Source organism: Rhodococcus sp. JCM 9793, assembly GCF_055380405.1.
In genome coordinates this window covers 4,983,227-5,007,948 of sequence record NZ_AP043721.1, presented here as the reverse complement: position 1 = coordinate 5,007,948, position 24,722 = coordinate 4,983,227, and the positions used below count along the sequence as shown (strand labels likewise).

The 24,722-nt window shown below is 66.2% G+C and carries 27 protein-coding genes; 9 read left to right on the top strand and 18 right to left on the bottom strand.

The genetic code is table 11. The features are described from left to right. Window positions 1-21: 21 nt before the first annotated feature. The 6 genes from ACZ46K_RS25145 to ACZ46K_RS25120 form a co-directional block, all read right to left on the bottom strand. A complete protein-coding gene (locus tag ACZ46K_RS25145; RefSeq protein ID WP_464745381.1) occupies window positions 22-609 on the bottom strand; it encodes a glutathione S-transferase family protein in 588 nt (195 codons plus the stop codon). Continuing rightward, complete coding sequence (locus ACZ46K_RS25140; RefSeq protein ID WP_054810447.1) at window positions 609-1,268, bottom strand: Rieske 2Fe-2S domain-containing protein; 660 nt, start codon at window positions 1,266-1,268, stop codon at window positions 609-611. Before ACZ46K_RS25140 ends, ACZ46K_RS25145 begins: the two co-directional genes overlap by 1 nt. Then, window positions 1,265-1,585 carry a hypothetical protein gene (locus ACZ46K_RS25135; protein WP_464745378.1) on the bottom strand — a complete coding sequence of 107 codons (321 nt, stop codon included), beginning with the start codon at window positions 1,583-1,585 and terminating at the stop codon, window positions 1,265-1,267. The genes ACZ46K_RS25140 and ACZ46K_RS25135 overlap by 4 nt, the downstream gene beginning before the upstream one ends. A gap of 164 nt (window positions 1,586-1,749) precedes the next feature. Next, a complete protein-coding gene (locus ACZ46K_RS25130; protein ID WP_464745376.1) occupies window positions 1,750-4,464 on the bottom strand; it encodes a molybdopterin-dependent oxidoreductase in 2,715 nt (904 codons plus the stop codon). Then, window positions 4,461-5,288 carry an FAD binding domain-containing protein gene (locus tag ACZ46K_RS25125; RefSeq protein WP_054810450.1) on the bottom strand — a complete coding sequence of 276 codons (828 nt, stop codon included), beginning with the start codon at window positions 5,286-5,288 and terminating at the stop codon, window positions 4,461-4,463. The genes ACZ46K_RS25130 and ACZ46K_RS25125 overlap by 4 nt, the downstream gene beginning before the upstream one ends. Before the next feature lie 5 nt (window positions 5,289-5,293). After that, window positions 5,294-6,667 carry an 8-oxoguanine deaminase gene (locus ACZ46K_RS25120; RefSeq protein ID WP_464745374.1) on the bottom strand — a complete coding sequence of 458 codons (1,374 nt, stop codon included), beginning with the start codon at window positions 6,665-6,667 and terminating at the stop codon, window positions 5,294-5,296. A 142-nt stretch (window positions 6,668-6,809) separates the two neighbouring features. Here ACZ46K_RS25120 and ACZ46K_RS25115 point away from each other — a divergent pair, with 142 nt between their 5' ends. Next, on the top strand, window positions 6,810-8,312 hold the full coding sequence (locus ACZ46K_RS25115; RefSeq protein WP_464745373.1) for a PucR family transcriptional regulator: 1,503 nt from the start codon (window positions 6,810-6,812) through the stop codon (window positions 8,310-8,312). Here ACZ46K_RS25115 and pucL read toward each other — a convergent pair. The 3 genes from pucL to uraD are packed head-to-tail and all read right to left on the bottom strand — an operon-like array spanning window position 8,294 to window position 10,076. Beyond that, window positions 8,294-9,214 carry a factor-independent urate hydroxylase gene (pucL, locus tag ACZ46K_RS25110; RefSeq protein ID WP_464745371.1) on the bottom strand — a complete coding sequence of 307 codons (921 nt, stop codon included), beginning with the start codon at window positions 9,212-9,214 and terminating at the stop codon, window positions 8,294-8,296. The genes ACZ46K_RS25115 and pucL overlap by 19 nt on opposite strands. 2 nt (window positions 9,215-9,216) lie before the next feature. After that, window positions 9,217-9,543, bottom strand: coding sequence for a hydroxyisourate hydrolase (gene uraH / locus ACZ46K_RS25105; RefSeq protein WP_054805621.1), 327 nt, complete (start codon window positions 9,541-9,543; stop codon window positions 9,217-9,219). Beyond that, entirely contained in the window at window positions 9,540-10,076 is a 537-nt protein-coding gene (gene uraD / locus ACZ46K_RS25100) for a 2-oxo-4-hydroxy-4-carboxy-5-ureidoimidazoline decarboxylase (RefSeq protein ID WP_464745369.1), read from the bottom strand. The genes uraH and uraD overlap by 4 nt, the downstream gene beginning before the upstream one ends. A 205-nt stretch (window positions 10,077-10,281) precedes the next feature. Between uraD and ACZ46K_RS25095 the strand changes: the two genes are divergently transcribed. Next, the gene (locus tag ACZ46K_RS25095) at window positions 10,282-10,674 is read left to right on the top strand and encodes a hypothetical protein (protein WP_054805626.1); all 393 of its coding nucleotides are present in this window, start codon (window positions 10,282-10,284) and stop codon (window positions 10,672-10,674) included. A gap of 100 nt (window positions 10,675-10,774) precedes the next feature. Here the strand turns inward: ACZ46K_RS25095 and ACZ46K_RS25090 are convergent, their stop codons facing one another. After that, window positions 10,775-12,472 carry a fumarate hydratase gene (locus tag ACZ46K_RS25090; protein ID WP_054805625.1) on the bottom strand — a complete coding sequence of 566 codons (1,698 nt, stop codon included), beginning with the start codon at window positions 12,470-12,472 and terminating at the stop codon, window positions 10,775-10,777. Between the two features lie 219 nt (window positions 12,473-12,691). On the opposite strand from ACZ46K_RS25090, the gene ACZ46K_RS25085 reads away from it, so the two are divergent. The 3 genes from ACZ46K_RS25085 to ACZ46K_RS25075 all read left to right on the top strand — a co-directional run bounded on the left by ACZ46K_RS25085 (window position 12,692) and on the right by ACZ46K_RS25075 (window position 14,578). Then, window positions 12,692-13,441, top strand: coding sequence for a lysostaphin resistance A-like protein (locus tag ACZ46K_RS25085; RefSeq protein ID WP_464745367.1), 750 nt, complete (start codon window positions 12,692-12,694; stop codon window positions 13,439-13,441). 110 nt (window positions 13,442-13,551) lie between these two features. After that, entirely contained in the window at window positions 13,552-13,962 is a 411-nt protein-coding gene (locus ACZ46K_RS25080; protein WP_054805620.1) for a YciI family protein, read from the top strand. 91 nt (window positions 13,963-14,053) lie between these two features. After that, a complete protein-coding gene (locus ACZ46K_RS25075; RefSeq protein WP_464745365.1) occupies window positions 14,054-14,578 on the top strand; it encodes a 2'-5' RNA ligase family protein in 525 nt (174 codons plus the stop codon). A gap of 18 nt (window positions 14,579-14,596) precedes the next feature. Here the strand turns inward: ACZ46K_RS25075 and ACZ46K_RS25070 are convergent, their stop codons facing one another. Both ACZ46K_RS25070 and ACZ46K_RS25065 read right to left on the bottom strand, forming a co-directional pair. Beyond that, entirely contained in the window at window positions 14,597-14,812 is a 216-nt protein-coding gene (locus ACZ46K_RS25070) for a hypothetical protein (RefSeq protein ID WP_054810141.1), read from the bottom strand. Window positions 14,813-14,900: 88 nt separating this feature from the next. Then, window positions 14,901-15,677: a helix-turn-helix domain-containing protein gene (locus ACZ46K_RS25065; RefSeq protein ID WP_464745363.1), complete on the bottom strand. Its 777-nt coding sequence runs from the start codon at window positions 15,675-15,677 to the stop codon at window positions 14,901-14,903. Between the two features lie 87 nt (window positions 15,678-15,764). Between ACZ46K_RS25065 and ACZ46K_RS25060 the strand changes: the two genes are divergently transcribed. Beyond that, window positions 15,765-16,103, top strand: coding sequence for a DUF1330 domain-containing protein (locus ACZ46K_RS25060; protein WP_054805617.1), 339 nt, complete (start codon window positions 15,765-15,767; stop codon window positions 16,101-16,103). Here the strand turns inward: ACZ46K_RS25060 and ACZ46K_RS25055 are convergent, their stop codons facing one another. After that, the gene (locus ACZ46K_RS25055; RefSeq protein WP_054805616.1) at window positions 16,104-16,673 is read right to left on the bottom strand and encodes a mismatch-specific DNA-glycosylase; all 570 of its coding nucleotides are present in this window, start codon (window positions 16,671-16,673) and stop codon (window positions 16,104-16,106) included. It lies immediately after the preceding gene. Between the two features lie 9 nt (window positions 16,674-16,682). Further along, entirely contained in the window at window positions 16,683-18,053 is a 1,371-nt protein-coding gene (locus tag ACZ46K_RS25050; protein ID WP_464749466.1) for a carotenoid oxygenase family protein, read from the bottom strand. A 179-nt stretch (window positions 18,054-18,232) separates the two neighbouring features. Between ACZ46K_RS25050 and ACZ46K_RS25045 the strand changes: the two genes are divergently transcribed. Both ACZ46K_RS25045 and ACZ46K_RS25040 read left to right on the top strand, forming a co-directional pair. Beyond that, window positions 18,233-19,168, top strand: a complete 936-nt coding sequence (locus ACZ46K_RS25045; protein WP_054805615.1) for a restriction endonuclease — start codon at window positions 18,233-18,235, stop codon at window positions 19,166-19,168. A gap of 110 nt (window positions 19,169-19,278) precedes the next feature. Then, window positions 19,279-20,001 carry a glycoside hydrolase domain-containing protein gene (locus ACZ46K_RS25040; protein WP_054805624.1) on the top strand — a complete coding sequence of 241 codons (723 nt, stop codon included), beginning with the start codon at window positions 19,279-19,281 and terminating at the stop codon, window positions 19,999-20,001. A 19-nt stretch (window positions 20,002-20,020) separates the two neighbouring features. Here ACZ46K_RS25040 and ACZ46K_RS25035 read toward each other — a convergent pair whose 3' ends face one another. The 3 genes from ACZ46K_RS25035 to ACZ46K_RS25025 all read right to left on the bottom strand — a co-directional run bounded on the left by ACZ46K_RS25035 (window position 20,021) and on the right by ACZ46K_RS25025 (window position 22,870). Beyond that, the gene (locus ACZ46K_RS25035; protein ID WP_464745360.1) at window positions 20,021-21,448 is read right to left on the bottom strand and encodes an MFS transporter; all 1,428 of its coding nucleotides are present in this window, start codon (window positions 21,446-21,448) and stop codon (window positions 20,021-20,023) included. A 130-nt stretch (window positions 21,449-21,578) separates the two neighbouring features. Beyond that, window positions 21,579-21,923: a hypothetical protein gene (locus ACZ46K_RS25030; protein ID WP_054805614.1), complete on the bottom strand. Its 345-nt coding sequence runs from the start codon at window positions 21,921-21,923 to the stop codon at window positions 21,579-21,581. A gap of 110 nt (window positions 21,924-22,033) precedes the next feature. Next, window positions 22,034-22,870, bottom strand: a complete 837-nt coding sequence (locus ACZ46K_RS25025; protein ID WP_464749465.1) for an Rv1157c family protein — start codon at window positions 22,868-22,870, stop codon at window positions 22,034-22,036. 351 nt (window positions 22,871-23,221) lie between these two features. On the opposite strand from ACZ46K_RS25025, the gene ACZ46K_RS25020 reads away from it, so the two are divergent. Beyond that, complete coding sequence (locus ACZ46K_RS25020) at window positions 23,222-24,466, top strand: mannosyltransferase (protein ID WP_464745358.1); 1,245 nt, start codon at window positions 23,222-23,224, stop codon at window positions 24,464-24,466. Here ACZ46K_RS25020 and ACZ46K_RS25015 read toward each other — a convergent pair. Then, window positions 24,411-24,698 (bottom strand): 4a-hydroxytetrahydrobiopterin dehydratase, encoded by a 288-nt coding sequence (locus tag ACZ46K_RS25015; RefSeq protein ID WP_464745356.1) that lies wholly within the window; start codon window positions 24,696-24,698, stop codon window positions 24,411-24,413. The genes ACZ46K_RS25020 and ACZ46K_RS25015 overlap by 56 nt on opposite strands. Window positions 24,699-24,722: the final 24 nt, after the last annotated feature.

Here is a 24,722-nt window from a genome sequence, read left to right as displayed (position 1 = left end):
CGTGGGAAGTTCAGGGGAAGTTCAGGGGAAGACGGGAATGCCGGGCATTTCGACGAACCCGGGAAGTTGTTTGATGAGGCGCATCCACCGTCGCAGTCCGGGGTACGCGTCGTGATCGATACCGATGTCCCGGCTCAGTGCGGCAGCCGGATAGACCGCGAGGTCGGCCGCTGTGGGCCGATCACCGGCGAGCCAGTCGCCTTCCGAGCGTGAGACGGCGAGATGGTCGTCGACATGCTGGAGTACTGCCCGCGCAGTGTGATTGTCGATGGGATCGGTGGTGAACAGGGACCTCTCGCGGCAGGCATACACCTGCTCGAGGGGCCCGGAAGAGAACTGAAGCCACCGATCGTCGGGCGGCGCCCATGCGGTGCCGGCAACGATGCGCATGAGTACCGATTCCATGCCGACGAACACTCGCTCCTCGGTTTCGAGTACCGGTAGGACCCCGGGCGGGGTGAGCTCGAGGTATCGCCCTTCGAGGTGTTTCGCGCCCGGGAACACGTCGACGGGCACGATGGCGTGCTCCATTTCCATGAGCGACAGCGTCAGTCGCGCCGAATAGCACCTCGGGTCGAGCGGGAAGTCGTGCAACGCAGGGATTGTCATCACTGCACCGCCTCGACTGTCGTGGTCACCGAGTCTCGGATGTCATGCAGGCGTCGTACGAGCCGGGTCACGGTCTCCGCCGGAAGTTTTCCGACTGCGACGACATGTACTGCCGTCGTGGTCTCGTCGACCCTCTGGATGCCGGCGCGGATCTCCACGCCGTCGATCCGCCCGGTGGCGACGTGCTCGTCGAGGTCGAGATCCTCCACCTCGGAGCGGAGCCGGTCGATCACGCGCCCGGTTTCGGCGGTGAACCACACCGACCGGATCGGTTCCGTTGCGGTCTCGGGGGCGGGTCGTTCGGGGACGGCGGTGTCGCTGGAGTCGGCCGTCGACACCCACGCGATTCCGCTGCGGTCGACAGCTCGGTAACGGACGGGCGACACGGTACTCGGCGGGGTCATATTCGGGTGAGCCGGCACCTGCCTGCACGCACCTTCGACATCGAATTGCCAACCGTGATAGAGACATACGAGTCTGTCTCCGCGGACGAATCCGAGGCTGAGGCGCATTCCCCGGTGTGGGCACCGGTCGGCCCACGCCTGCAGCGTGCCGTCGGCGCCGCGCCACAGTGCCACGGCTGCACCGTCCACCGCGGTGCCCGTTGCGGAACCGGGTTCGATATCGCGGGTGAGGGCAACGGGAACCCAGAGGGTCACGGCACTACCTTTCTCTCGGGCGATGTGGACTGAGGGACTGTGCACTCGAAAACGACGTTGTCGCCGGGTGCGAGTGCGCAGGCCGCTTCGAAGGCGTCGACGAGGTCGGGGTCGCCGCGCGTGTGGAGTGTGATGTGATGTTCCGTCGCAGACAGGACGGTTGCGTGCACCTGAAGGAGATCCGCTCGCGCAGCGATGAAACTCGTCATGACCTCGGGGTCGAAGCATCCCACCAACTCGAGGGTGGGTGGGAGCATTGCCGAACAGATCATGCGGTCCTCCGGAGACGTGGGATGCTCGTCTGGGACGGCCCTCACACCCGTCTCCGGAAAATCCTCCTCCGGAGGGGAGCTCCGGATCGTTCACCGGCGGAGTCCTGGCGGACACTCGCGCGGGCGGACTGCATCGGATCGAATACCGTTGCAGGAAGTTATGTTACACCTGAATCGGCGCGATTCGTCTCTGCTGCGTCAACGTTGAGTTACGACTGTGTGGCATTCTGCAGCAGTCGCCACACGCGGTCGCGGGAGAGTGGCAGCTCGTGCGGGCGCACCCCGATTGCGTTGCGGACAGCGTTCGCCAGGGCCGGCGAGACCGGATTGAACGGTGCCTCGCTCATCGACTTGGCTCCCATCGGTCCGAGCTCGTCGTAGGTGTCGGCGAAATACACCTCGGTTCGGGGCAGATCGGCGTACTGCGGGATGTGGTAGTTCCGTAGGACGTCCGTCGTCACCCGCCCGTGTTCGTCGGTGATCAGCTCCTCGTACATCGAGACGCCGATAGCCTGGGCCGCGCCGCCCTCGACCTGCCCTCGGCACTGTTCAGGATTGAGCACGGTGCCCGCGTCGGCGGACTGGATGGACCGGAGGATGCGTACCTCACCGGTGCGGATGTCCACCGCGACGCGGAAGGCCTGCACATTGAACGACAACGAACGCGGCAGACCGCCGTGGCGACCCTCGGCGCGTAGGTGCCCGCCCGACGAATCGAGCAACTCGGCGGGTGAGACGAGCGTGTCGCCGCACCGCACACCGTCCGGGGTGAGTTCGGCGTTGTCGGGGTCGGTGCCGGTGAGCTCGGCCGCGGCCTTCGCCATGCGTCGGTGTAGCTCCCGTGCAGCCGACAGCAGCGACTTCGCCGCGACGACAGTGCCCGCCGAGCCGAACGCGCCGGTGTCGTGCGTGGTGACGTCGGTGTCGGACTGCCGGATCTCGATGCGATCCGGGACGGTGCCGAGTTCGGTGGCCGCGATCTGTGTGTGCACGGTCGTGGTGCCGTTGCCGAACTCCGCAGTCCCGACCCGAGCGACGAACCGCCCGCCGGGGAGCAACTCGATCGAGGTGTCGGCGATGTGCCCGTTGGGCGGGTTCGTCGCGATCATCGCAAGGGCCATTCCGTCGCCGATTCGCCACTGGTCGCCGACGGGGGCGGGTGTGCCGCCGCTCCGCGACATCGCACGCTCGGTGAGGTCGAGGCACTGGTCCAGCCCGTAGCTGCCGTACATCAGGTCGGCGCCCTCCGGGTGGGCCGCGACGAGCGGGTCGCCCGGTATGACGATGTTGCGGCGCCGGAGTTCGTACGGATCGGCGTCGAGCCTCACTGCGAGTTCGTCCATCGCCGACTCGACCGCGAAGATCACCTGCCCGAGCCCGTAGCCGCGGAACGCTCCGGAGGGGCGGTTGTTCGTGTACACGGCTTGGGCGTCGACCCGCTTGTTCGGTGATCGGTACACCGCAATGGATTCGGTGCAGCCGTGGAACATCACGCCGGCCGAGTGGTTGCCGTACGCGCCCGCGTCGGACAGGACATCGATCGCGAGTGCGGTCAGGATTCCGTCGCGCCCCGCAGCGAGGGTCACGCCGACGCGCATGGGGTGCCTGCACGGTGCGATGGTGAGCTGATCGGTGCGGGTGAACTCGAACTGCACGGGCCGCCCTGTCTGCAGCACTGCCGCAGCGACGACGTCCTCGACGAGCATCTCCTGCTTGGCTCCGAATCCACCGCCGACCCGAGTCGCGAACACACGGACCCGGTCTTGGTCGAGTCCGAACACGTGGCACAGTTCGTCGCGGACGAGAAACGGGACCTGTGTGGAACTGCGGATGACGAGCCGTCCGTCGTCGTCGAGATATCCGATGGCGCCGTGTGTTTCGAGATGCGTGTGTTGCGCGCGATGGGTGTCCCACCGGCCCTGCACCACGACCTCCGCGGCTGCGACGGCCGTGTCCACGTCCCCGGTCTCACCGTGGAGTTCGGCGACGAGGTTGCGGCCGGGGTCGGCGATGCGCGACTCGGTTCCCTTGTCGGCATGGAGCAGCGGCGCACCCGGCTTTCGTGCGATATCCGGGTCGAGGACGAACGGCAGTTCCTCGTATTCGACCCGGATCAGCTCGACCGCCCGCTGCGCGACCGTGGTGCTCTCCGCGACGACCGCGGCGACCCGCTGCCCGCGGAACCGCACGATCCTGTCGAACAGGTAGGTGTCGTCGGGGTCGTCTTCGCGATGTTCGTGCCGCGCTGTCGAGTACGCCGTCGCAGGAGCATCACGGTGATAGAGCACTGCATGCACGCCGGGTAGAGCCTCGGCGGCGGTGGCGTCCACCGACACGATACGAGCGTGCGGATGCGGACTTCCGAGCACCGCGACGTGCAGCAGACCCTCGACCTGAGTGTCCAGGGTGTAGCGCTCGACGCCGGTCACCACCCGGGTCGCGGCGGGCGCGCGCTGCGACCGTCCGCACGACGCTCCCTCGGTGACCTGCTCGGCGTTCCGGTCGCCGCGCAATGCATCATCGATCGAGCGGTAGCCGGTGCAGCGACACAGGTTGCCCTTCAACCGATTCGGCAGATCATCCAGGTCGTCCTCGGTGAACGTGGATGCGGTGACGATCATGCCGGCGGTGCAGAATCCGCACTGGAAACCGGCCGCGTCGACGAACTTCTGCTGCATCGGATGCAGGTTGTCGGGGGTGCCCAGGCCGGCGACGGTCGTCACCTGGTGCCCGCCCGCGCGCACGGCGGGGTAGATGCACGAGTGGACGGGTTCTCCGTCGACGAGGACGGAACACGCGCCGCAGTCGCCGGCGTCGCACCCCTTCTTGACCTCGAAGTGGGTGCTCTCCCGCAGCAGTGTGCGCAGGCATTGGCCGGGTCGAGGATCGGTGTCGAGTTCGCGGCCATTGACGGTGAATTTCATGCCGGGACCTCCCCGTTCGACAGCTCTGCCCGGACCTCGGCGGCGAGCACTGCGGTGACGGCCCGCCGCCAGTCTGCCGCGCCGTGCGCATCGGTGTGGTACGCCTCGACCGGAATGCTCCGGGTGAGCGCGTCGGAGAGATCCCGCTCCGACGGGAGCTCGGGAAACCGCAGAACATACGGGCGTACGGTGGACGCGGTCACCGAGAGTACGAAGCCGCCGTCGACGTCGATTCGTCCGATGACGACCGCTCCGGAGCGACCCAGAGGCGACAGCGCGATCTTCCGGAATGCGGTGCGTGCCCGGAGTACGGACAGCGGGATACGGATACTGCGCAGCACGTCGCCGGGTGTCAGCACATTGGATCCGGCCCCGGTGACGAAATCGAGTATGGGAAAGTAGGTTTCACGACCATCTGCAGTCCATATCACGGCGGTGGCCTCGAGTGCGGAGGCGAGGGAGATCATCGCCCCCGCGGGGAACGACAGGCAGATGTTGCCGCCGACCGTGGCACTCTTCCAGATCTTCCACGACGCGAGCAGGGCCTGCGCGCATTGCCGGAACAGCGGCGCTGCCGGCCACTGCTCGGTGGTCGAGAGCTCCGACAGGCGTTCGACCGTGCAGGTGGCTGCGATCTCGAGGTGATCGGCGGTGAGCGTCACTGCGGGCCAATCGAGCCCGGTCAGATCGACCAGCCGGTGCAGATGCAGCTGGGGTTCGGAGAACATCCACGTCCCCCCGGCGACGAACGCCTCACCGGGCCCGATGTCCAGGTCGCCTCGTTCATGAGCCAGGTCGTACGCGGTGATCGTGTGGAGATCCACGGCACTCACCCCGCTTTCGCGACGAGCTTGACGTGTTCGTCGGCGACCTGCCGGGCGACGACCTCCTCGTCGACCGTGCACACCACGTCGCGGCGCACCACGTCACGGCCGTCGACCAACAGCAGTTCCAGCGGCGGTTGGCTGCCGAGGACCAGCGCCGCGACCGGGTCGGTGATCCCCGAATGCGCGAGACCGTCGAGGCGCCACAGCGCCAGATCGGCGAGCTTGCCGACTTCGATCGATCCGATCTCGTTCTCGCGGCCCAGAACGTGCGCGCCGCCGATGGTGGCGAGTTCGAGGCTCTGCCGCACCGTCATGGCTCGCGGTCCGCTGCGGGCGCGAGCGAACAGCGCTGCATGATGGGCTTCTTCGAGCATGCAGCACGATTCGTTGCTTGCGGCGCCGTCGACACCGAGGCCGAGGGGCACACCTGCGGCGTAGAGGTCGGCGGCCCGTGCGATGCCTGCGCCGAGGCGCGCGTTGGAAGTAGGACAGTGGGCGGCGCCGGTGCCCGATGCGGCGAGCACCCCGATGTCGTGGTCGTCGAGGTGCACGGCGTGCGCGTACCAGACGTCCGAGCCCGTCCATCCCAACGACTCCATGTACTGCACGGGCCGGCAACCGAACTTCTCGAGGCAGAAGTCCTCTTCGTCGAGGGTCTCGGCGAGATGGGTGTGCAGCCGGACTCCGAGATCGCGGGCGAGCAGCGCAGACTCCCTCAACAGATCGCCGGTGACCGAGAACGGTGAACACGGCGCGAGAGCGACCCGCAACATCGAATCGAACGACGGATCGTGCCAGGTGTCGACGGCCTCACGGCTGCCCTCGAGGATCGCGTCGAGTTTCTCCACGATGTGATCGGGTGGGAGACCGCCTGCGCTCGCACCGAGGTCCATCGAGCCGCGGCACGGGTGGAACCTGATGCCGACCTCGGCCGCAGCGGTGATCTCGGCGCCGAAGACATCGCCACCGTCACGCGGGACGACGTAGTGGTGGTCGGTGCTCGTGGTGCACCCGGTGCGGACGAGGTGGGCCAGGGCGCCCTTGGCTCCGACGTGGACGGCATCGGCGTCGATGCCACCCCAGATCGGGTAGAGCGTGGTGAGCCACTCGAAGAGGGTGTGATCGACCGCGAGCCCGCGGGTGATCCATTGATACAGGTGGTGGTGGGTGTTGATGAGACCCGGTGTGAGCACGCACCCGGTTCCGTCGACGAGCTGCGCGTCGTCGTAGCCGACGGGTTCGCCCGGTCCCACCGCGACGATGCGGTTGCCGTCGACGACGACGTGTCCGGTCCGGTATTCGGCGCGCGCGGAGTTCATCGTCACGATGTGCGCGCCGCGGATCACACGCTGCGTGTCGGTGAGGTGCGGGTGCATCGGTGACTCCTCGAAACTCGTCGGAGCCTTCAGTCAACGCCGTCGGAGGTCGAAACCTCTCCGGCAGCACACACGAAACGCTCCGGAAATCTTGCGCTCCTACTGTTCGATCATCCAAGACGATCACAAGTAGGTGAACAGCGTGCTTCTTTGCGATGTGGTGGCCTCACCGGATCTGGGAATTCGGGTGCTCTACGGCGAGACGGACGCGCTCACGCGTCCGGTGCTGAGAGCCTGCACGACCGACATGCCGGATCCCACGCGCTACGTCTCCGCGGGTTCGCTGGTGTTCACGGGACTGGTATGGCGGCGTTCGTCGGAGGACACCGATCTGTTCGTCAAGCGACTGGTTGCCGCCGGTGTCTCCGCGATGGCAGCGGGGGAGGCCTTGCACGGTCGGGTACCGGACGACGTGGTCGACGCCTGCGCTCGACACCGATTACCGCTGCTGGTGGTGCCCGAAGACGTGCCGTTCAGTCGAGTGATCGAATACATGACCGGCCGGATGGCCGGGGCGCGCATGGATCGTCTGCAGACCGGGCTCGCGCGGCAACGGCAGTGGCTCGCCGCTGTCGCCGACGGCCGCCCCGTCGATGAGCTTCTCGACCGGCTTGCGCAGCAGTTCGGGGTGCAGACATGGCTGATCACCGCAACGGGGGTGACGGTGACGGACACCCCGCCGCTCGACGACACCGCACTCGACCGCGTCACCGCCGCTGCGCTCACTGCCTCGAGGTTTCCGGTCGAGACGCCCGGTGGGTTCACGCTCCTGTCTGTGGGCCGCGGTCTCGGCGACCGGCTCGACTCCTGGTTCCTCGTGATCCGGGACCGGGACGGGTGTGTGCATGTCGAATCCGAGTGCCTGGAGGCATTCGGCGAGCTCGCGACGGTCGTCGCGTTCGACCGGGTACGACGTGACGAGCGCCGCCGGACATCGTGGGAGATCGCCGATCGCTCGGGTGGTGCCGCACCGGCGGGCGACCGGTTCTCAGAGACCGACCTGGTCGCCGTGGTTGCCGAAGCCGAGGGTCGTATCCCCGCAGACATGCTGCGAGCCCTGGTCGAGGACGTCCTGGGGTCACCCGTCACCTCGATGGATGCGTCGGGTCGGGTGGTCGCGCTGACCAGTGGCACGGAGGAGGAGATCGCCGCGATCCTGCGGCGCCGCCTGGGCAGGCTGACGCCGGCACTACGGCACGACCGGTTGTTCGTCGGGGTCAGCGACCGCTGCACCGGCGACACACTCGACGGCGGGATCCGGGCCGCGACCGCTGCGTCCGCTGCGGCCCGCAACGACGCGGGACCGGTCGCGGTACGCCGCGCCGAACTCGATTCGGCGGTCGGGCTGTTGTCGACCCTGCCGGACGAACTTCTCCGCTCCTATGCGGACCGGATCCTCGGTGACGTGATCGAACACGACCGCCGCACCGACGCCGGGCTGCTCACCACACTCGAGGCCTTCCTGGAGTGCGACGGGTCGTGGCGGCGCACAGCCGATCGGCTGCACGTGCACCTGAACACCGTGCGGTACCGCGTCGGCCGAGTCGAGGCGCTCACCGGACGCAATCTCACCCGCACCGGCGACCGCCTCGACGTCTACCTCGCGCTCCGCTCACTCGGCGACTGTCATACCGCGCCCGTGTAGGGATCCCAGGCGATTCCGGCGTCCGGAGCGTCCTCGCGCAGCACACTTGCCTGGATCAGACCGTAGGGGCGGTCGTCCGCGTGGAAGACCTCGTTGTTGTTCTCGACTCCGAACCGGTCGAGGTCGTAGACGAAATGGTGCTTGTTCGGTGCAGACAGCCGGATCTCCGCGATGAACGGGTACTTCTCGAGCACCGCGCGACCCATCTCGAACAGCGTCTGTTGCAGCGCCTTCGACTGCAGCGTCGCGAACACCTCGAGCATCGTCGCTCTGATCCCTGCGTAATCGGCGTCCCAGTCGACCGCGGTGGTGGTGAAGCGCCACTGCGCAACGAGGCTCGTCGCCATGACGCGATCCTCGGTCGGTTCGAGCACGGTGTAGGGGTCGGTGAGGAAGCCCGCGAACTCCGAGCCCGTGGACTTGAGGACGACGAGATCCTTCAGTCCGCCGATCACCCATTCCTTCCGGTCCGCGCCGGTGCCCTGCACGGTGAGCGCGGCGGTGCGCACCTCGGATCCCTTGCGGGTCCATGTGTGATCGTGTTCGGCGCCGTCGACGACGACGCGCTCCCACGCGTACTCTTCGATCTCGATCCGCGCGGAGTCCACCGGGTCGACGTCGTCGACGAAGTGTCGCGCGAGGGCCAGCCCGTAGTCCTCGATGAAGGCGACACCCTTTTCCTTGGCGTAGGAGAAGATGGTCTGCTTCTGGGAGTCGGTGGGCAGCACGGTGGCCTGATCGCCCTCGAGGTGCGCAGCGTCGAAATCGCCTCGCAGGCAGGACGACACGTTGAGGTCGCGAATCTCGTGGCGTGCCGTGTCGCGCACGATGCGAACCACACGATTCTCGGCCTTGCCGTAGCGGTGCGGGCCCAGGACGATCTTGCCGGTCAGTTCGGTCATGTTCAGCTCCCGCGGTAGGTGGAGTACGAAAACGGTGACAGGAGCAGCGGCACATGGAAGTGGCTCTGCCCGTCCGGGATACGGAAAGTGATGGTCACTTCCGGATAGAAGTTCTCGACGGCGCGGACGGCGAACCAGTCGCCGGTCGCGAAGGTGAGGGCGTACGTTCCCGTGGGGAGGGGAGATTCGGTCATCGAGGTGATCCGGCCGTCGTCGTCGGTGACACCGGTACCGAGCACTGTGCCCGCCGAATCGGTGAGCGTGACCTCTACCTCGGAAGCGGGAGTGCCGGCGGTGGCGTCGAGGACGTGGGTGCTGAGTGTGTTCATGGCGTGCCTTCCGGGATAGCGGTGATCAACCGTTCGAGGCGCAGGCGGGTGATATCGGCCAGAGCGCAGCGGACCTCGCGCTGCTCGGTCTGCGGGTCGTTGCCGAGTCGGTGTTCGAGGATGGTCAGCAGTTCGGACGCGGATCGACCGGCGGCCCGGACGAGGTAGACGTGTCCGAATTTCTCCTCGTACGCGCGGTTGCCCGCGGCGATCCGTTCGAGGAGGTCGGCGTCCGCGGTCGTGACGGCGGCCTGCTCCCGGCGTGACGATGCGTTGTCCGCGCGTTCCCCGATACGCGGGTGTCCGGCGAGGGCGTCGTCGAGGTCTGTGCCGGTGAGACGCCCGGCAGCGTCGCCGGCGTCGTCGAGTAGTGCGGATCGTGATCCGTAGGGTCGGGCGGCCGCGACGGATCGTGCCCAGGAGAGGCTTTCGCAGCACTCGAGCAACACTGCCATGGCGTCGTCTTCGGGCATGGTGTCGAACTCGGTGATCGTGTGGTGCACGGAACCTCCCGTCGTCGGTGGTTCCATCATGTCGGCGCAGTGGCCTTTCGCGCAGGCACAGTGGATACAGAGTTCGCCGTTCATCGGCCGCGACGATTGGATCATCCGCCAATGCCTCGGTGTGCACGTCGCTTGCGGAGTTCAGGTTTTTCTGGAATAGTTCCAATAACTGGAATTATTCCAGAAAGATGTCGGCCGGAGTACGATGGCCGAAGAGGTACTAGGAGAGATTCGCATGTTCACCGCCGACCGTTCCCGCACCGTGACGCTTCCGCCGTTGGTGCTCGGTGGACTGCGACCGCTTCATCGTCAGCTACTCCGCAACAATGTGCCGTCCGCGTCGTTCGAGCACCGAGCCGGCGGCGAACTCTTCGAAATCTGCCTGGCCGAGGGCGAGCACGGACCGGAATTGCTGGTGCGTTCCCGCAGGCACGGAATCGGATTCACACTGTCGATGACGACACACTTCCGTGTCGCGCCTGTGCTGAGCGACGACACATACCGCAAGCTCTGCGAAATCCTTTCTCCGGGTGAAGAACCTGCGCCCGGCGTCGTTGTCGAGTTCCTCCAGGATGTTGTCGCGCAGTCGCCCGCTGTCCTGTCGCGCACGCACTCCTGCGCTGCCTGACGGACATTCGTTTCCGCGACCGCGGGTTGCGGTTGTCCGGCCGGACGACGAAACGGTCCGACAGTGACACTGCCGGACCGTTTTCGATGTCGGATGCGTTCTAGAGACCGGGGCGCTTACCGACCGTGAGGGTGACCTCGCCGGTGTGGGCGAAGAAGTCGTTGCCCTTGTCGTCGACGACGATGAACGCCGGGAAGTCCTCGACGTCGATCTTCCACACGGCTTCCATTCCGAGCTCTTCGTACTCGACGATCTCGACGTGCTTGATGCAGTCGAGTGCCAGACGCGCAGCCGGGCCGCCGATCGAGCCGAGGTAGAAGCCGCCGTGCGTATTGCACGCGTCGGTGACCTGTTTCGAGCGATTGCCCTTTGCGAGCATCACCATCGAACCGCCAGCCGCCTGGAACTGCTCGACGTACGAGTCCATGCGACCGGCCGTCGTCGGGCCGAACGACCCGGATGCCAGACCCTCGGGAGTCTTGGCGGGGCCGGCGTAGTACACCGGGTGGTCCTTGAGGTACTGCGGCATCTCCTCGCCTGCGTCGAGGCGTTCCTTGATCTTGGCGTGCGCGATGTCGCGCGCCACGACCAGCGGGCCTGTGAGCGACAGGCGCGTCTTGACCGGGTGCTTCGACAGTTCCGCGAGGATCTCCGGCATCGGCCTCGTCAGGTCGATCTTGACCGCTGCGCCCTTACCCGTGCCGGAGACCCCGGAGGTCTCGGCGTCGAGCTGGCTGTCGGTGACCTCGGGCAGGAACTGGCCGGGGTTGAACTCGAGCTGCTCGAGGAACACACCCTCGGGCGTGATCTTCGCCTTGGCCTGACGGTCGGCGGAGCAGGACACTGCGATCGCGACGGGCAGTGACGCGCCGTGACGGGGGAGACGGACGACGCGGACGTCGTGGCAGAAGTACTTACCGCCGAACTGTGCGCCGATACCGATCTTCTGGGTGAGTTCGAAGACCTTCTTCTCGAGATCGTGGTCGCGGAAACCGCGGCCGGTGATCGCGCCCTCGGTGGGCAGCTCGTCGAGGTAGTGCGCGGACGCGTACTTGGCAGTCTTCATCGCGAACTCGGCGGACGTGCCGCCCACAACGATCGCCAGGTGGTACGGCGGGCAGGCCGCGGTACCGAGCGAGCGGATCTTGGCCTCGAGGAACTGCATCATCGAGTCCGGGTTCAGGATCGCCTTGGTCTCCTGATACAGGAACGACTTGTTGGCCGATCCACCGCCCTTGGCCATGAACAGGAACTTGTAGGCGTTCTCGTGGCCCTTCGCGGTATCGGCGTACAGCTCGATCTGCGCGGGCAGGTTGTTGCCCGTGTTCTTCTCCTCCCACATCGTGAGAGGAGCGTTCTGCGAGTAGCGCAGATTCAGCCGCGTGTATGCGTCGTAGATGCCGCGGGCGATCGCTTCCTCGTCGTCGCCGGGGGTGAGCACCTGCTGTCCGCGTTTGCCCATGACGATCGCAGTGCCGGTGTCCTGGCACATCGGCAGTACACCGGCTGCCGAGATGTTCGCGTTCTTCAGGAGATCGAGGGCGACGAACTTGTCGTTGTTCGACGCTTCGGGGTCGTCGAGGATCCTCGCGAGCTGCTTCAGGTGATCAGTGCGCAGGTAATGCGAGATGTCGTGCAGCGCGGTCTCCGTGAGCAGGCGCATCGCCTCCGGTTCGACCTTCAGGAAGGTGCGGCCGTCAGGGCCTTCGACGGTAGACACCCCCTCGCTGGTCAGCAGCCGATATTCGGTGGGGTCTTCACCGATCGGCAGCAGGTCCTCGTAGAGGAAGTCGGCCATTGTTTCTCCTGGAAAGAGGCTGATGTTCGCCAATCAGATTAGTCGCGTCGACGCAAGGCCTTGACAACGGGGCGTGTGACACAGCCCTCGGACGCCCTGTTCGTGATGCGCATCACGGGAACGCGGTGCCTCGATCCGTATACTGGAAAAGATGCTTCAGAGTCACCTGCACGACACCCCCTGTTCGCTCCGATCACGCCGGATCGAGGGTGGTCTCGCGTGACCGTCGAAGTCGAACGAGTCGTCCCGCTGGTCAGGCGAGTTCCACAGTTCCACGCGTGGGTCGACGTCGCTGTGGTCGTGGCCGTTCTCGTTGCCACCAACCTCGTCGCGCACTTCACCACGGTGTGGGCGTCGATCGCCACTGTGCCCATCGCCGCTGGCGTACTCGTCGCGATCATGCGGCAGCGCGGCATGCACTGGAACGAACTCGGGCTGTCACCGCGACAATGGAAGCGCGGCACCCTCTACTCGGTGGGTGCGGTCGGGTTGGTCGTCACAGTGGTCGCGGTGGGCATCGCACTACCGTTCACCAGGCAGTTCTTCCTGTCCGAACGGTATGCGACCGTATCCGGCGCGCTGGTGGCTTCGATGATCATCATCCCGTTGCAGACCGTCATCCCCGAGGAGCTCGCGTTCCGTGGTGTGCTGCACGGCACCCTCGAACGCGTGTGGGGAGCCCGAGGCGTCTTCGCGGTCGGCTCGCTGTTGTTCGGGCTGTGGCACATCGCGTCGTCGTTCGGGCTGACCGCGGGCAACGCCGGACTGAGTGCCTTCCTCGGCGCCGGGATCTGGGCGCAGCTCGCAGGGATCGCCGGGGCCGTGATCGCGACCGCAGCGGCAGGGTTCGTGTTCACCTGGCTCCGCCGGCGCAGCGGCAGCATCCTCGCACCGATCGCGTTGCACTGGTCGCTCAACGGTGCCGGTGCGCTCGCTGCGGCGCTGGTGTGGCACGCGACCGTGGCCTGATCCGCTCCGAAGTTCCTCATACGCGCCGATAATTTCTTCCGAGAGGATGTCCGGATCTGCTCACCGGCTCCGACGCCCCCCATTCGGACTGCCACGGAGGAGGAACCGCCATGAAATTCATGATCGAGAGCTATGCCACCCAGCAGGACTACGACGGCATGGCAGGAACGAGCACCGACACTCCCGCGTGGTCGCAGGACGATTTCGCGGCGATGGTCGAGTTCATGACGACACTCAACGCAGAACTCGAAGAATCCGGTGAACTCGTCGAGACTCGGGGATTGGCGGCGCCTGTTCACACACGGCGCGTCGGACCGGGCACGCTCGTGACCGACGCACCCTACGCGGCGACCGAGGAAGTGCTCGCCGGTTATTGGATCGTCGAGTGTGACAGCTTCGACCGAGCCACTGAGATCGCGATCCGGCTCGGCGGATGCCCGGGCCCACCGCATGTCCTCGAGACCGCGTACGCCGACATCCGCCCCATCGACGAAGGCCCGTCCCCGGGACCCGCACTGTAGAGATGCGCGACACCGTGATCGAGGACGCGGTGCAGGAAGCGCGCCTTCCCCACCTGCGATACCTACGCGCGCGAGCCGAACGTCTCGGCTGATGGCACTCGCCGTCTGCCTGCTCTTCGACACTCGTACCGACCGAGCGGTGCGGGCCTTGTGGGGCAGGCTCGAGGACACCGGGATCCCGACGTTGCTCACGCACACTCACCGCAGGCACGTGCCGCACCTGTCGTATGCGGTGCTACGGACCTACGACACGGACCGCGTCCTCACGGCGCTCGAGGCTCTGCCCGACGCCGAGTCGATCCCACTGCGGCTCGACGCCGTGGGCCTTTTCCGCAGGGGGCGGGCATGCTTGATCCCCGCGCCGACTGCGGATCTGCTCGACCGTCAGGAACGCGTGGTGCGCGCAGTGGAGGACACCGGCGCCGAACTGCACCGCCACTACCGACCCCGGTCTTGGACGCCACACTGCTCGCTCAGCCCGAGGACCCGGCGCGACGAACTCCCGCGGTTGACCGCCGTCGTCTACGACGTGTTACCCCTCGAAGCCACCGTCGTCCGAGCAGCGCTCATCGACACCGTGACCGGCGAACACCGTCGGTTGCGCACTCTGCCCTGACGACCTACCCGGGCAAGTTCAGTCTTCCGGGTTCTCGACCCAGTGCCCGTACGGCGGCGGTCCCTCGCTCTGGATCTGGATGCCGAACGCCGGCGAGTGCTTCCACACGTATCCGTGCAGCACATGTTCTTCGGACGAGGACTTGTTCGTGACCACGATGTCCCCGGTGGAACGTTCTTCGACGGCGAATCCGTCTTTCCGCCCGTCGATCACCCACCACTTCGCAGTGCTCATGATCGGTCGCCTCCGGATCAGTTCGAACAGCTTGTCTTCGAACCGTACGCCCGTGATGTTCGATGAGTGTGAGGTTCGCGCGACGGGCTCATCCGTGCAGCGCAGCGGCGGTTGCGTCGTCCGCAGGATAGAACGCTTCGATTGCGAGCTCCGAGACCGTGACGTCGAGCGGTGTCCCGAACAACGTGGTGGTGCTCAAGAACGACAGCTCGCCGTCGTCGGTGCGCAACCGCAGGGGAACCACGAGAGAATGAGCTTCTGCCGTCTCGTCCGGGTCGTCGCACGGATAGCCGGACAGTTCGTCGTACAAGCGGAGAAGGACGGGGTCGGCGGTCGCGCCGATCTGATGACGGAGCCGGACCAGCAGGTGGGAGCGCCACTGTCCCAGGTTCGCAATCCGCGGGGCCAGGCCTTTCGGATGCAACGACAGGCGCAGCACGTTGACCGGTGGTTCGAGCAACTCCGGTGAGCAGCCCGCCACGAGCGCACCTATCGCGTCGTTGGCATCGATCATCGTCCAGTGTCGATCCACGACCAGCGCGGGATACGGCTGGTGAGACCGCAGGATCCGCGTGATGGCGTCGGACACTGCGGACATGGGTACGTCGCCCAGGTGATGCTCGGGATAGGCGGGCGCCAGACCCGCGGCCATCAGTATCGAATTCTGCTCGCGCAGAGGTATTTCCAGCTCATCGCAGATGTTCAGCAGCATGTCGCGGGACGGGCGTGACCGGCCGGTCTCGACGAAACTCACATGCCGCGCAGAGACGCCTGCGCGGTTCGCGAGTGCGAGCTGGCTCAGGCCTCGGCGTTCCCTCCAGTGTCGGAGCATTGCGCCGGCCGGTTCTGACTGCAGCGTCGTCATGTCTGCGACCTTAGGTCCGTGAGGGAAGCATTGCCATTACCTCCGGGGTAATCGATTTATCGCACCCGACGTCGAATAGTCGACAGCATGAACGCCTACGCACTCGCCCACCTTCGTTCCGTCGACTTCGGAGCGGACATCATCCGATACCTCGAGACGATCGACGCCACCCTCGTTCCGTACGGGGGACGTTTCCTTGTTCACGGAGTCAACCCGGAGGTGTTGGAAGGACCGTTCCCCGGGAATGTCATCGTCATCGAATTCCCCGATATCGAGCGTGCCCGCGACTGGTACCACTCGCCCGAGTACCAGGAGATCCTCCCGCTCCGCACGGACAACTCCGACGGTGTCGCCGTCCTCGTCGAGGGAACGGCGGACGGCTACCGAGCGACCGACTACCTCGCGAAGGTGACCGGTCGCGCCTGATCACTGCGCGAGGATTCCTGCTGCCCGGGCGGGCGCCGCGTACGCCTCGGCCAGCGAACCGACGGTGTCGTGGGCATTGAGGCCGCTCGGGTTGGGAACCACCCACAGGGGAACGCCACCGATGGTCTCCTCCTGTCGCCCGGTGGTGGCCTTGCGTCGACCGAATGCAGTGCGGTACGCGGTGATTCCCGCAACTGCGATCACACGCGGTCGCCACTGTGCGACCACCTGGGTCAATCGCTCAGGACCTGTACGCAATTCGTGGGAGGTCAGCTCGTCCGCGCGGGCAGTCGCTCGGGGCGCCAGGTTGGTGATACCGACGCCGCGCTCGAGCAGATGCGCGGTGTCGGCCTCGCTCAGCCCGGCTGTGGGATCGACGGGGCGGGTGATGATTCCGGCCTGCAGCAGCGCGGGGTAGAAGCGGTTGCCCGGCCGCGCGAAATGGGCCCCGGTCGCGGCCGTCCACAAACCCGGATTGATGCCGACGAACAGAAGACGGCAGCCGTCTCCGATCAGGTCGGGGACCACGGCATCGCGGAAGGACTCGAGTTCGGCGCGTGTGAAACCCACACGCTCACGTTAGGAGATGTCGGGAAGCCACGCCCCATGGAGTCCCGCGGGAACCCGGATCGGCAGCGATACCTCTGCGACCGGGCCGGTTGCGGGGTCCTCGGCGGGGAAGACGAGGAAACGGCTGGTCATGTCGGTGCGGTCGGTTGCGATCGTTCCCCAGTAGCCCGGTCCTCCGGACGAGCTCGACAGGTAGGCGGGTTCGCCGACAGAATAGTTGCCCGCATCCCACGTCGTATCGGTGCCGGCGACCACGTCGAACCAGCACAGTGCGTCCGCGTCGCCGGGTGGGATGTGGCGCTCTCCGGTCTTGTCGACCGTCGCGACCGTCCGGTGCTCGCCGGTCAGGAGGCGGTCGTCGATACGGGGGAACTCGATGGTGCGTTCGACGAACGGCGTCCGGGTGACTCCGGCGTCGGAGATGACCGCGCGTGTGAGTGAGCCTTGGTTCGGCTCCTTCGATTCGATGATTCCGCCCGGATATCGCCATTCGATGTAGTCGAGGGTGACATCGCCGTTCGGCATGTCGAAGGCGTTGGCTGTGTGCCACACCCAGAACGCGTCGGTGGTGTGCCAGCGCACCGGGCCTCCGTCGCGGGGGATCAGTGCGATCCGGGTGCCGAGCTCCGGCAGCCAGGTCAGTGGCGAAGCACCGGAGAAGACCCGCTCCATCTGGAACACGCATGGGGCCAGGATCAGCACGATGTAGCGCGACGTCAGCGCCATGTCGTGGATCATCAACGGTCGGTCCGCGCCGTCGACGGGCGTCGGTGGGCGGATGACCGTGCCCTCGGCGTCGATCACCGACCAGGTGAGATACGGGGATTCGAACATGTAGCAGAACACCACCATCTCGCCGGTGTTCGGATCGACCTTCGGGTGGGCGGTGAGGCCTACCGGCAGCCCGCCGTCGAAAGTGTCGCGAGCGAGTGTGTCGAGGTCGGATCCGAGTGTGTACGGCGGCGCGGCCTCGGCGAGTGCGAACAGCTTTCCTCCGTGCCTGATCACGTTGATGTCGGGGAGTTCGCGCATGGTGTTCGCGAGGTTCGGACCTACCTCGTCGGCGGACGGGAAGTAGGGATCGGTGATTCCGGCCCACAGTGCGCGCCCGGCCTTCTCCTCCGCCACGACGTTGGGGGTGCGAACGAACCTGTTGGTGTATCGCACTGTGCCATCGGAGATTTCGATGCGATGAACCATTGCGTCGCCGTCGAGGGGATATACGTAGGTGCCGATAGGGTCGAATCTGGGGTTGGGTCCGTTGCGGAGATAACTCCCATGGAGATCAGGCGGCAGCTCACCGACGATCGGCAGGTTCGCCACGGCCACTTCTTTGCGTTGCGGGGCGAACACCCCGCTCAAGTAGGGGTGGTGGGCCATGTCGATCGGTGCGGGGCGATTCACGGCCGGCCCGCGGACCTCGTGGGGATCACGGATTCCATCGTAGGACGCGAGACGGGTGCCCGCGCCGAAACGGACACCGTCGATCCGATAGGGTATTTCCCGACCCGTAGGAGCGACCGGCGGCACTGAGCAAGGCCGCAACGATTGGGGAAGGTGTGCAGCGCCGAAACGTTGTCGGAAACCCCCTCGGAAGCACGGCAAGCACAGCCGGCGACGAGAGCGCGCTCCCGCCCTACACGGATCTGTTGTGGCCGACCCTGCAGGCGGTGATCGGGCTCGGCGGATCCGGCGCGATCGACGAGATCGACGCAGCCGTATCGGAACGCGCTGGACTGTCTGCGGCGGTGCGCGCGATCCTGCACGGCGATGGTCCTGGGACCGAGATCGAATACCGAGTGGCCTGGGCGCGCACCTACCTCAAGGGCATGGGGCTTCTCGCCAACGTCCGTCGCGGGGTGTGGAGCGCCACCGATCAGGGGCGTGCCGTGCGGGAATCCGAGATCAGACCCATGCAGATCGCCTACACCGCGGAGAAGCGACGCAAGCGGATGGGACGGACCTCGTCGGGTGCGCAGGTCGTGCCTCTCGTCGCAGCCCCCGAGGATCCGGAACTGTGGCGCGAACCAGTACTGGGGGCCGTCACCGACCTACCCGACGACGGCTTCGAGCGGTTGGTCACGGCAGTGCTTCGCGCGGCCGGGTTCACGACGCTGGCGACCCTCGACCCTGATGAGAGCACCGACGTCGACGTCGTCGAGGGCACTGGAGTGCTGCGGGTGTCGCTGCTCAGCTTCTCGGTGTTCTTCCGCTTCGTCCGCGGTCGTGAGCGGGTGGGTGCCGACGTCGTCCGAGAGTTCCGTGCGGCGATGGTCGGCCGGGGCGAGAAGGGCCTGCTCGTCTCCACCGGCGAGTTCACCGACGACGCCCGGGCGGAGGCGCACCGGCACGGAGCTCCGCCGATCGATCTGGTCGACGGCGAAGGCCTGTGCGATCTACTCAAGGAGCACGGATTGGGTGTGCACACCGCGGTGCGGACCGTCGAGGATGTCGCTCTGGTGCCGGCGTTCTTCGCGGAGCTCGCAGGGCACTGACACCGGAGATCCGGACGAATCGGTCGCCTTCGTCGATGCGACAGGTGTGACCGGTGTTGCTGTGGTGCAATACCGGGTGGCATCTGCCCTACCTTCGAAGCGAGGCGCGCATGACACTCACCCGTCGGGAACTGTTGCGGTATACGGCGATCGGATCAGGGGCCGTGGTTGCATCCGCGTTCGCCGCGCCGGGGATCGCCCAGGGGCGCGAGGTGCTCGGCACCATCGTCGACTACTCGGCGGCGGTACCTTCCCCATCGTCGATCCGTGCCGCCGGGCACATCGGCGCGATCCGCTACGTATCCGACCGCCGGCCGGGCGCCGAATGGATGATGGCCAAGCCGCTCACCGAGAGCGAAGCCGACGCCCTGACCGGCGACGGACTCGAAGTGGTGTCGTGCTACCAGTTCGGTAAGGGAGAGACCTCCGACTGGCTCGGCGGGTACGAGTCAGGATTGAAGCACGCGCGACGCGGACTCGAACTACATCGCGCAGCGGGTGGTCCCGACGATCGGCCGATCTACGCATCGATCGACGACAACCCGACCTTCGTGCAGTTCACCACCCAGATCGTTCCGTATCTGCTTGCGTGGCAGGAAGTGGTCGGGCCCGAGAACACCGGGGTGTACGCGAACTCGCCGACCATCGGGTGGGCGACGACAGTCGGACTCGGAGCCTTCTACTGGCAGCACAACTGGGGAACACCCAAGGGTTTCGTCCACGGAGCGGCCCACCTGCATCAGGTGTCCGGCGGTGAGATCGACGGTATCGGTATCGACGTCAACAACGTTCTGGCTGCCGACTACGGGCAGTGGTCGCTCTCGCAATTCTGATTTGCCACCGCGGCTCCGCTCACTTCTCGACGCGACGTGCAGTCGGATGTACGCGCGGGATGAGCGCGGTGAACATCAACGAGACGAGCGCCGCGACGATCGCGACGAGGAAAGTGATCCGGAAGGCGTCGAGAGAGGGAACCACGGCGTCGCCGATCAGGGTGGTCATGGCGGCGAGTACGACACCGATGACGGCCGCGGACGTAGACGTACCGATCGAACGCATCAGAGTATTGAGGCTGTTGGCCGCTGCCGATTCGCTCAGTGGCACCGCTGCCATGATCAGGGCAGGCATAGCGGCGAACGCCAAGCCGATTCCGGCACCGATGACCATCGCTGCTACGAGGATGTGCCATACCTCGGTGTACAGCACGTATGCCACCAGGTATCCGATCCCGACGATCGCTGCACCACATGCCAGAGTGACGCGCGGACCGAACCCTTGGGTGATGCGGGCCGACACCGGTGACAGCGCCATCATCACGAGTCCGCTCGGGGCCAGCACGAGGCCCGCAGCCACCATCGAGAGCCCGAACCCGTACCCGGTCTCGGTGGGGGCCATGAGCAGCTGCGGAAACGCGAGGGCATTGGAATACATCGCGAACCCCAGTGCAATCGACGCAAGGTTGGTCATGAGTATCGGGCGTCGCCGGGACAACCGGAGGTCGACGAGAGGTCTGGGACGACGCAGCTCGTACACACCCCACCCGACGAACACGACGACAGAACCGGTGAACATTCCGATCGTCGTCGGGCTCGTCCAACCCCACGTGTTGCCCTTGCTGACCGGGAGGAGGAGAAGCACCAGCGCGATCGACAGCAGGATCGCGCCGACGAAGTCGAAGCGGCCCGGATTGCGCTGCGGAGATTCGGGAACGAAATACAGCACCGCCGCGATACCGAGAGCGCCGATGATCCCGGAGACCACGAAGAGCATGTGCCAATTGGTCAGCTGCGCGACGAACGCCGCGAACGGCAGACCGATCGCGCCGCCGACACCGAGGGTGGCGCTGATCGTCGCCATGGCGCCGGGAATCTTCTTGGGCGGTAGTTCGTCGCGCAGAATCGCGATGCCGAGGGGGATAGCGCCGACCGCGGCGCCTTGAAGGGTGCGGCCGACGACGAGGGGAACCAGGGTGGTCGACAGGGCACACACGGCCGAACCGAGCACCATCATGCCGAGGCTGGCGATCAGCATCCGTCGTTTGCCGAACATGTCGCCGAGGCGTCCGGAGATGGGGGTGATGACTGCCCCGGCGAGCAGCGTCGCGGTCACCGCCCAGGACGTGTTCGCCGGGGTCGCGCCGACGAGTACCGGCAGCTGCGGCAGGAGCGGAACGATGAGCGTCTGCATCAGCGCCACGCTGATACCGCACACTGCGAGAACCGGAACTAACGCGCCTGGTGCGGGCCGTTCCCGTGTGGGAATCGGGCTGTCGACGGCCATGGGGTCCTCGTCCGGGCCGCGCGCGAGCGCGGCCTCAACTGTGATGTGTGCGAAAACAACGATGTCGCAACTTGTCTAACATGCTGACGGTCTGGAAGCCCAGCGGACCCACCGGGTGCGGGTCAGGGGGTCAGCACTGACAGTGACCGGCGGGATCCGATTCGTCGGCGGTCACCACGAAACGTGGATGTTCCTCGGGCGACGAATGCACACCACGCCAGGACATCAGCGACCAGCGCGACAGCGCCGACATACACGAACCCAGGCTGCCGAACGACAACGACGACAGCGCCGAGGCTGCAGATCCGGCGGACCCGACCGACAGGATCGAGCCGACACTGCCGATCGACAGGATCGAATAGGCGGACCCGATGGACAGGATCGAGCCTTCGGAGGCGATCGACAGTATCGAGCGGTGCGAGCGAAACGAGCGGATCGAACTCTGCTGTGGTCGTGACTGTGGAGTGCGGGCCATGTCTCGGTCTATCACGTGCGGTGGCAGGTGCGGGGGGAACGAGAAACTCGGACCCGTACGCGACGAGGCCGCCGGAACGAATTCCGGCGGCCTCGTGCTGAATTCATCTATCAGGGAACTGCGACGAGCCCCAGGGTCGGCAGGAAGGTGCACGAGCGCGGATCCGCGCCCTCTTCCTGCGTGGTGACGCCACCCGAGATCACGGCGACGACCTGGCCGGGCCCGGTGTCGGCGATCGCGGTCAGCGTGGTCGGGCCGTCCGGGTTGACATTGGCCGCGTTGGTCAACGGCTGTGTACCGGTGCGACCGTTGGAGACGTTGATCCAGGTCAGGGTGAGCGGCTCGGCCTGCTCAGCGGCGGCCGGCGCGGTACCGAGGGCAGTGAACACGAAACCGGCCTGACCGGCGCCCGGTCCGGGGGGCGGCAGCAGTGCCGGACCCGCGACTGCGAGTGCGGTGCCTACGGAGTCGGCGCCGTCGCCGATGCAGTCCTGGCCCAGCGTCGGGTACAGGAACTGGGAGATCACGACTTCACCCGGTGCCGGGAGGTCGGGGCCGCCGCCGCCGCTGCCGTCGAGGAAGGTGATGACCCTCTCGAGGGTGCCCTTCACCGAATCCGGAAGTTCGGAGTTCGCGAGCAGTTCCTTGGCCTGAGCGAGGATGTCGTTCTTGCCGTCGTCCGCGATGTCGGAGGGGCCGGCGGCGGCACCCACGATTGCGGGCGCGAGAGACGCGAGGGCCTTCGTCTCTTCGAGGTTCACTTCGGTCTGGGGGAGGAACTGCGTCAGCGACTCGATGGACAGTTCGGCCGGCACAGCGAACTGGGGGAGCGTGACGAGCTCGGCCAGATCCGGTAGTGCGGGCGGTGCAGGTTGCGCGACTGCGTGCGTCGGCACGGCAAGCCCCGCGGTGGCGGCGAGTGCGCACACCGTGAGCGCCCTCCGCATTCCTCGAGTACGAAGCACTGTTCCCCATCCTTGTCGTTGAAGTATCCGGTGTCCTGGACAGGCAACCAGATACTGACGGCTCGAGGAGACACTCTATGTAGCCCCCCCGTCCGGTACAAGCGGCAACGCCCGTTTGTCGAGGGCGTGGGCTGATACCTGCGGGGAGTGTAGCTACAGGGTGTTCCGTATGGCGGTTCGCGGTTGACGGTAACTCGATTCGGATGTGAAAAGTGTGACCAGAGATGAAATTGTTACGTGAGGGGCTGTCGTTTTTCGATCTGTTGCATCGCACCGGTAATCTCTGACGCCGGGTCGGAGCACCCGGACGACGACGACGGGAGGCGCACCGCAGTGCCAGAACGTGCTCGGTCGTACCGCCTGTGGTGCGTGCTGCTTCTGCTGTTGTCGGTGGTCACCAGGCTTGCATTGGGCCTGCTGACTCCCAACGGCATGAATCTCGTCGACCTGCATGTGTACGTCGACGGTTCCGCCGCACTCCTGAGCGGCGAGCTCTACGACTTCACCTATTCGCGCGACACTCCCGATTTCCCGCTGCCGTTCACCTATCCGCCGTTCGCGGCTCTCGTATTCCTGCCGCTGCACTATCTGCCGTTCGGGGTTCTCGGCATCCTGTGGTTGCTTCTGACGATCGCAGCGCTTTTCTGGGTCATCCGGATCGCACTCGACCTGCTCGTCGGTCCGGTGGCCCGCGGAAGTCGCTGGACGTCGGTGGCGTTGGTCTGGACAGCGATCGCGGTGTGGATCGAACCGGTGCGCACGACCCTCGACTACGGGCAGATCAATGTCTTCCTGGTGCTGGCCGTGATGCTGGCGGTCCGCAGCAACCGGTGGTGGCTGTCCGGTGGGCTCGTCGGGATCGTGGCCGGCATCAAGCTCACTCCCGCGATCACGGGCGTGTACTTCCTGGCCAGGCGACGCTGGCGGGAGGCGTTCTTCTCCGCCGTCGTGTTCGGTGCCACCGTCGCGGTCAGCAGCGTGCTGCTCGGGGAGCAGGCGCGTACCTACTTCACCTCGATGTTCGGCGACGCCGATCGGATCGGCCCGGTGGGATCGGTCTGGAACCAGTCACTGCGGGGTGCGCTCAGTCGGCTTCTCGGCCGTGACGTGGATACGGGTGCGGTGTGGATCGTCGCGGTCGCCGCGTGCGCGGTCCTCGCGTTCGCGGCCTGGCGGTCACTCGGCCCCGACGACCGTCTCGGCACGCTCGTCATCGTTCAGCTGTTCGGTTTGTTGGTGTCGCCGATCTCGTGGGTGCACCACTGGGTGTGGGTCGTACCGATGTTGCTGTGGCTCGTCTACGGGCCACTGGCCGGTCGTCTCGGTACCCGGGTCGTGGCGGTCTGCTGGGGGGCGGTGACGCTGGTGGGCGTGCCGTGGGTGCTGAGTACCTTCCAGGCTTCTATGTGGGACATCGACAGGCCCGCGCCGCTCGCGTGGCTCGGAGCGGTGAACGTCGTCGGCGTCCTCGTCGTCTATCTGTGGATGATCGTGGCTCCGCGATGGGGCAGCAGCGATTCCGTTACGGTCCTGCCAGCGCATCGATCTTGTGAGCCAGATCCGGATCGGCCGCGGTGATCCCCCCTGCGGAGTGGGTACTGAGCGAGTAGGTCACCTTGCGCCACCGGATGTCGATATCGGGGTGGTGGTTCGCTTCCTCCGCGACCTCGGCCACCCTGCCGACCAGGGTGATTGCGTCGGGAAACGTCGGTGATTCGATCGTGCGCACCAGGGCGTCGCCGGCCCGGTGCCAATGCGGAAGGTCGGACAGTGCGGCGTCGATTTCTCCGTCTGTGAGCAACTGGGCCATGACCCATTGTGTCGTCTCGCCGGA

Excerpts from the sequence above, each read along its gene's own strand:
- ACZ46K_RS25145 (WP_464745381.1), bottom strand. The coding sequence starts at position 609 with ATGACAATCCCTGCGTTGCACGACTTCCCGCTCGACCCGAGGTGCTAT.
- ACZ46K_RS25130 (WP_464745376.1), bottom strand. The coding sequence starts at position 4,464 with ATGAAATTCACCGTCAATGGCCGCGAACTCGACACCGATCCTCGACCC.
- ACZ46K_RS25120 (WP_464745374.1), bottom strand. The coding sequence starts at position 6,667 with ATGCACCCGCACCTCACCGACACGCAGCGTGTGATCCGCGGCGCGCAC.
- pucL (WP_464745371.1), bottom strand. The coding sequence starts at position 9,214 with ATGACCGAACTGACCGGCAAGATCGTCCTGGGCCCGCACCGCTACGGC.
- uraH (WP_054805621.1), bottom strand. The coding sequence starts at position 9,543 with ATGAACACACTCAGCACCCACGTCCTCGACGCCACCGCCGGCACTCCC.
- uraD (WP_464745369.1), bottom strand. The coding sequence starts at position 10,076 with ATGATGGAACCACCGACGACGGGAGGTTCCGTGCACCACACGATCACC.
- ACZ46K_RS25095 (WP_054805626.1), top strand. The coding sequence starts at position 10,282 with ATGTTCACCGCCGACCGTTCCCGCACCGTGACGCTTCCGCCGTTGGTG.
- ACZ46K_RS25090 (WP_054805625.1), bottom strand. The coding sequence starts at position 12,472 with ATGGCCGACTTCCTCTACGAGGACCTGCTGCCGATCGGTGAAGACCCC.
- ACZ46K_RS25080 (WP_054805620.1), top strand. The coding sequence starts at position 13,552 with ATGAAATTCATGATCGAGAGCTATGCCACCCAGCAGGACTACGACGGC.
- ACZ46K_RS25075 (WP_464745365.1), top strand. The coding sequence starts at position 14,054 with ATGGCACTCGCCGTCTGCCTGCTCTTCGACACTCGTACCGACCGAGCG.
- ACZ46K_RS25070 (WP_054810141.1), bottom strand. The coding sequence starts at position 14,812 with ATGAGCACTGCGAAGTGGTGGGTGATCGACGGGCGGAAAGACGGATTC.
- ACZ46K_RS25065 (WP_464745363.1), bottom strand. The coding sequence starts at position 15,677 with ATGACGACGCTGCAGTCAGAACCGGCCGGCGCAATGCTCCGACACTGG.
- ACZ46K_RS25060 (WP_054805617.1), top strand. The coding sequence starts at position 15,765 with ATGAACGCCTACGCACTCGCCCACCTTCGTTCCGTCGACTTCGGAGCG.
- ACZ46K_RS25050 (WP_464749466.1), bottom strand. The coding sequence starts at position 18,053 with ATGGCCCACCACCCCTACTTGAGCGGGGTGTTCGCCCCGCAACGCAAA.
- ACZ46K_RS25040 (WP_054805624.1), top strand. The coding sequence starts at position 19,279 with ATGACACTCACCCGTCGGGAACTGTTGCGGTATACGGCGATCGGATCA.
- ACZ46K_RS25035 (WP_464745360.1), bottom strand. The coding sequence starts at position 21,448 with ATGGCCGTCGACAGCCCGATTCCCACACGGGAACGGCCCGCACCAGGC.
- ACZ46K_RS25030 (WP_054805614.1), bottom strand. The coding sequence starts at position 21,923 with ATGGCCCGCACTCCACAGTCACGACCACAGCAGAGTTCGATCCGCTCG.
- ACZ46K_RS25025 (WP_464749465.1), bottom strand. The coding sequence starts at position 22,870 with ATGCGGAGGGCGCTCACGGTGTGCGCACTCGCCGCCACCGCGGGGCTT.
- ACZ46K_RS25015 (WP_464745356.1), bottom strand. The coding sequence starts at position 24,698 with ATGGCCCAGTTGCTCACAGACGGAGAAATCGACGCCGCACTGTCCGAC.